Below are 4,746 nucleotides of genomic sequence, written 5' to 3' on the forward strand. Positions count from 1 at the left end.
GTTACCCCTTTGTCGGTAAGGGTGTCGATGATATTCAGCAAGTCCTTTGTGGAGCGTCCTAAACGGCTGATACTTTCGATGTAGAGAGTATCTCCCTCACGCACATAGTCCAGCATAGCTTTAAGCTGAGGACGGTCTTTGTTCGCTCCCGAAATCTTCTCGGAGAAGGTGCGGTCAACCTGATAGCTGTCCATGATCTCCTGCTGTCTCGCTGTCTCCTGATGTTCCGTGGAAACACGGATATAACCTATTCTACTCATAAAAATTCCTTTCTTTATTCAAGCTGACTTTTCTTTCTCTTGGCAGCTTGTTCGTTCTGCATATATCGGGCAAGCGTCCTCTGACTGTCACGCTTCTGCTGTGCAAGCCTTGAAAGCCTGTCCGCTTCTTTCTTTATGGCTTTACGCTCCGCACTCATCTTGGCATAATCCTCACGGGCTTTTTTCAGTTCGTCCTGCAAGTCCTTGATCTTGGGAATGATACCGTCGGGAAACAGTTCTTTCAGCTTTTTACGGCACTCATGATACTGGTCGAGTTCGTAACGGCAGTTCTCTCCGTATTTTTTCTTCGCCTTGCCCTCCAGAGAAGTATAATTCTTGTAGTAGACCTTGTACTTGCGGTATTCCTCGATAGCCGGAATTTGCTTCTCTAATTCGTGGATACGGTCGCTCAATTCAAACTGCGGAGTTGACATCACCATACAGAGTAGGTTGAAAAGCTGGGAATACATGATCGCTACAAGGAAGTTGAATGTAGCGTCTGTATCGGAGATGATTATGAAAAGCGCACTCAGCTCGTCACCGAGCCTGTCAAGGTGCAGCTCATCGTAGGAGGTGATCTCCAAGACCTCATCTATTGCAAAAGGCGCGAGTCGTGTCGAACAGCTAATAAGGATAGACTTAGCCGTTTTTCCGGCAGCGAGCTTATACGCCTTGAATTGTTTGAGTGCAAATGCACCCAAGCGCCGTTGTTCGGCATCGGGTTTCGTTTCAAAGATGTCACCGTAATCAGCCATGACTTCGGGATCTTCGTGTGTTGTGCCGTTGAGCCAGCACTCCACGATCTCAAACTCAATGTCGATACAGTTCTTGAACTCCTCATCGTCCTCACGGCACTCCGAATTGTTGATCATGTCGATCAGCGTTTCAAAGTTCCATTGGTCTTCGGGATACATAGCAAATATCAGGGCGATATATGCCGTGTAAAGGAGCTTTTCAGCTTTTACCCAAAAGTCATCTCCGGACGGCTGCTGAGAGGAAGAAGTATTCTTGATAAGCACCTCAACGAATTTGAGAATGTCCTTCTCACGGTTTTTCTTTGAGATGTAAGCGAACGGATTGTAGTGCATACTTTTCGCAAAGATCTTGTCATAGGCTTCATAGTCAGTCATAAGCCGAGCCTCCTTGATTCTTTCCCGTAGGTTATAGCCTTGATGAATATTCAGTTTTCAAGATACTATGCCGTAAGAACGGCAGTACATCGTCTATCCGTTATTTTTATGCCCAAATAGTGATATACTATTGGCAGACACCCTGCATGACACAGGGTATCTCCCGATAGGACATCGCCTATCAATATGAAAATAGGAGTATAACATGAAGTCTTGATAAAATATCAGTACCACAGACGGCAGACAGCAAATGGGCATAAACTGTCTTGCCGTCCCTGATACCAAATGCAAGGAGTTCGGAGTGCCTCAGCCGTGATTTCCTGTCACGGCTCACACCCCTCTACTCTATAACCGAAAAAAACGAAGATTTCCTCATGATTTGAGTGTGTTTTTTCGGCTAAAAAGAAAAAATCGTTGTTATGCACAAAAATCATTCTTTATTTCCGTGCACTATGATGTGCTCCCTGAGCAGTCTCTTAGCTTTGTTGATTCTGTACTCGACTTTCTTCGGTGACACAGCATATTTCTTAGCCAGATACATCATAGATACTGCCTTTTCAGACAGATAGTAGTCCCTGATAAGCTGATACTCAAAGGGATAGTCCATTCTCATCAACTCCAATGCTACGGGCAGATAGCAGAGCCTTGTTTCTCTGAGCAGATCAGCCGGAGACAGCTCATCGGCAGGATAATCGGGTATTCTGCTAATGTCCTTGTGGTCAAGATACATAACATCGTGTGCAGCGTCCTGTTCTTCGAGGTAATGCTCCCTCCGCCCCATGCGGTTGTATTCTTTCTCCACCTTTCTCGGAACTTCGTCACCGAAGTGTGTATACTGAAACTTACTCATTCCCGCCTGCCCTCTTTTTAGAGATAAGCGGTTCTTTGCCCTCAGCCTTAATGCACTCGTTAAGTGCCTTGACCGTGTATTTCTCCATAAATGCACAGTTTACAAGGAAAAGGCGGATTATATCATATCTTGGATCGCTTTTGTGTACCTTATGGGGAGTTAAGCTGAACAGATATTCCTGCCTAAGAGGGTGAAGCCTGAGTGCAACACAGAGCAATATAAGGTTTTCATAGCCGATTTTCCTCTGATCTTTGCAGTAGTAATAAAGACATGACCTCGAAATCCCCGTCAGCAGTGAGATCTGTCCCTGAGTGATACCGCTGTCATCTGAAAATCGCTTCAATGCTTTGCCTATTGTGTCCGAATCAGGCTCAGGCCCGTGTATGTAACGTTCATAGTCCTCCGGCTCCTCACGTTCGGTGAAGAGCCTTACATAGAGTCCGTCATTGTTATCGCTCATCGGTAAATCTCTCCTTATCGTTGATTTAAGACGAGATTTACGCAAATGAACATAGTTAGCCTGTCATTCGGGCAGTATCCCGTCCGACAACCAAACTCTCAGTACCATTTGATTGACCATGTATTCAGTTCAGCTTATTATGACCGAGATTCCTCTGCGCAGACAGGCACAATAAGTGTTGTAGGCTCATAACGCTACATCTTCTATTATGCACTATAACCGCCGAAAAATCAAACTTTGCAGTGCCACTCCAAGTGACATACGCACTTTTCTCTTTTCCTTGATTTTACAAGAGAAACGGAGTTTTCCACAAAAATAAGTCAAAACATAGAGAAGTCCAAAAAGCACCGCAGGCATGGGCAAAAGCAGTGTGATATGCTTCTCCGCCAATGCCACATAGGGTGGAATGTTCATAGAAATTTTACAATTTATATTCCTCCTTCCGAATTTACAGACAGAAAAAGGGCGGCCTGAACTGCTCAGACCGCCCGGATAACTCTTTCGTCATCGGATATTCCCCCTCAGACTGATTTCTCTTGTGAAGCACAAAACAATGCCCACGGCAATCTTTGCAGATAGCTATGTGTTTGTTGCTGTACAACTCATCTTGACCACCTCCAAGAACAAAATCATTTGCTTCTCATGTCTTGCTCGGAACTGATATGATCTCACAAGCCCGAGACCGACTTCTTTAACTGCACCGCATGGAATCACAATGCAGAGTTCATCAATAATATGTTCTCTAAGGGCGAAATGATCACCGTGGTCGGCAACCTGAGAAGTTCCACCTTTGAGAAGAACGGCGAGAAACGTTCTTCCGTGGAGATCAAGGTAAACGAGGTACACTTCCCGGGAACACGCAGAAAGACCGAGGGAGAGAATAACAGCGAAAATGCCGATAACAACGGCGGTTTCTATGACAGCACAGACAGCGGAGTGCTGTTCTGAACACAGATAGGAGGAATAAAAATGGGCATTATTACGGCGATCTCAAATCAGAAAGGCGGCGTGGGAAAATCCACTTCCGCCTTCAACCTCGGGGCTTGCCTTGCATTGAAACAGGGAAAGAGGGTGCTTTTGGTGGACATTGATCCGCAGGCTAACCTCAGTGAATATCTCGGCTACGAGCATGACGGACTTCCCACCATGACACAGCTTGTTATGACAGCCTGCACAGGCGGTCAGCTGACACCCGACATTGTAAGAACGGCAATACGGCATTGTGATCAAGGGTGCTATCAACCCCAAGCTGACAATGCTGGGTGTCCTGCCGACAATGGTTGACCGCACAAAGGTGAGCCGTGAATCCCTTGCGGAACTGAATGAAAAGTACGGCGAAATGGTATTTGAAACGAGCATCAGCAAGTCTGTCGAAGCGGCGAAAAGTTCTGTCAGCAGAGTTCCGCTTTGCATGACCGACAGCAAACTCGGTACGGAATATGAAAGATTGGCAATGGAGGTGCTTTCAAGATGTTAAGTATGTCAGAACTCGCAATGAATCCCAACCGCAAGGTAAAGACCAAGTGCTACGGCGAAGTCCGGGTATGGGCTGACCGTGAGGAAGCAAAGGCTTTCTTCCTTGAAGCGATGATGAACTCGGACGGCTCTGAACACGACAGATATTCGGGCATATACATTCAACTTGAGAACGGTCTCGACTTCTGCACCGACGAGGACGAGGAGGACTGAACTATGCCTAAGAGATTTGACACCGAGGGTACGCCGTTCCTTTTCGCCCCTCACAGCGAGGGCGAACTTGACGAATACTTCTCGGGCGATCACGAAAAGAGCGTATCAGCTGTGGCAAGGGACGTTATCGCAAGCCTTTCCGAGAACCATGACAGGCTCTCGGGCGAGGTATGGTACAACTTCTGCTACAATCAGCGCCGATACAAGCTCACACTGATGAAGTTTGCAGACACCATTGTTCGTGCGGTCATGTTTTGTGCGAACTGTTACAAGGAAATTCCGGCGGGCAAGAGCTATTACAAGCATCAGGACACCAATCAGAGTTATTGCTCCCTGGACTGTCTGAATGACCACATG

General features: G+C 46.5%; 7 protein-coding genes and 2 pseudogenes. 5 read left to right on the forward strand and 4 right to left on the reverse strand.

What is annotated here, in order from left to right; translation table 11 throughout:
• The 4 genes and pseudogenes from CUS_RS12085 to CUS_RS12100 all read right to left on the reverse strand — a co-directional run.
• Positions 1 to 260: recombinase family protein (locus tag CUS_RS12085; RefSeq protein WP_002851082.1), on the reverse strand; the 260-nt coding region annotated here is incomplete at its 3' end.
• Between the two features lie 440 nt (positions 261 to 700).
• A pseudogene (locus tag CUS_RS18695) lies at positions 701 to 1,360 on the reverse strand (type IV secretory system conjugative DNA transfer family protein); the annotation flags it as partial.
• 460 nt (positions 1,361 to 1,820) lie between these two features.
• A complete protein-coding gene (locus CUS_RS12095; RefSeq protein ID WP_002851094.1) occupies positions 1,821 to 2,240 on the reverse strand; it encodes a hypothetical protein in 420 nt (139 codons plus the stop codon).
• Entirely contained in the window at positions 2,233 to 2,700 is a 468-nt protein-coding gene (locus CUS_RS12100) for a helix-turn-helix domain-containing protein (RefSeq protein ID WP_002851093.1), read from the reverse strand. The genes CUS_RS12095 and CUS_RS12100 overlap by 8 nt, the downstream gene beginning before the upstream one ends.
• 687 nt (positions 2,701 to 3,387) lie before the next feature.
• Between CUS_RS12100 and CUS_RS12110 the strand changes: the two are divergent.
• The 5 genes and pseudogenes from CUS_RS12110 to CUS_RS12125 form a co-directional block, all read left to right on the forward strand.
• Positions 3,388 to 3,648, forward strand: a pseudogene (locus CUS_RS12110) (single-stranded DNA-binding protein); the annotation flags it as partial.
• A gap of 21 nt (positions 3,649 to 3,669) precedes the next feature.
• Entirely contained in the window at positions 3,670 to 3,984 is a 315-nt protein-coding gene (locus CUS_RS20675; protein ID WP_002851084.1) for a ParA family protein, read from the forward strand.
• Complete coding sequence (locus tag CUS_RS19875) at positions 3,977 to 4,177, forward strand: hypothetical protein (protein WP_002851086.1); 201 nt, start codon at positions 3,977 to 3,979, stop codon at positions 4,175 to 4,177. The genes CUS_RS20675 and CUS_RS19875 overlap by 8 nt, the downstream gene beginning before the upstream one ends.
• Entirely contained in the window at positions 4,171 to 4,389 is a 219-nt protein-coding gene (locus CUS_RS12120; protein ID WP_002851095.1) for a hypothetical protein, read from the forward strand. The genes CUS_RS19875 and CUS_RS12120 overlap by 7 nt, the downstream gene beginning before the upstream one ends.
• A 3-nt stretch (positions 4,390 to 4,392) precedes the next feature.
• A partial coding sequence (locus CUS_RS12125) for a hypothetical protein (RefSeq protein ID WP_002851085.1) occupies positions 4,393 to 4,746 on the forward strand: 354 nt, incomplete at its 3' end.

The organism is Hominimerdicola alba 8 (assembly GCF_000178155.2).
Lineage (GTDB): Bacteria > Bacillota > Clostridia > Oscillospirales > Ruminococcaceae > Hominimerdicola > Hominimerdicola alba_C.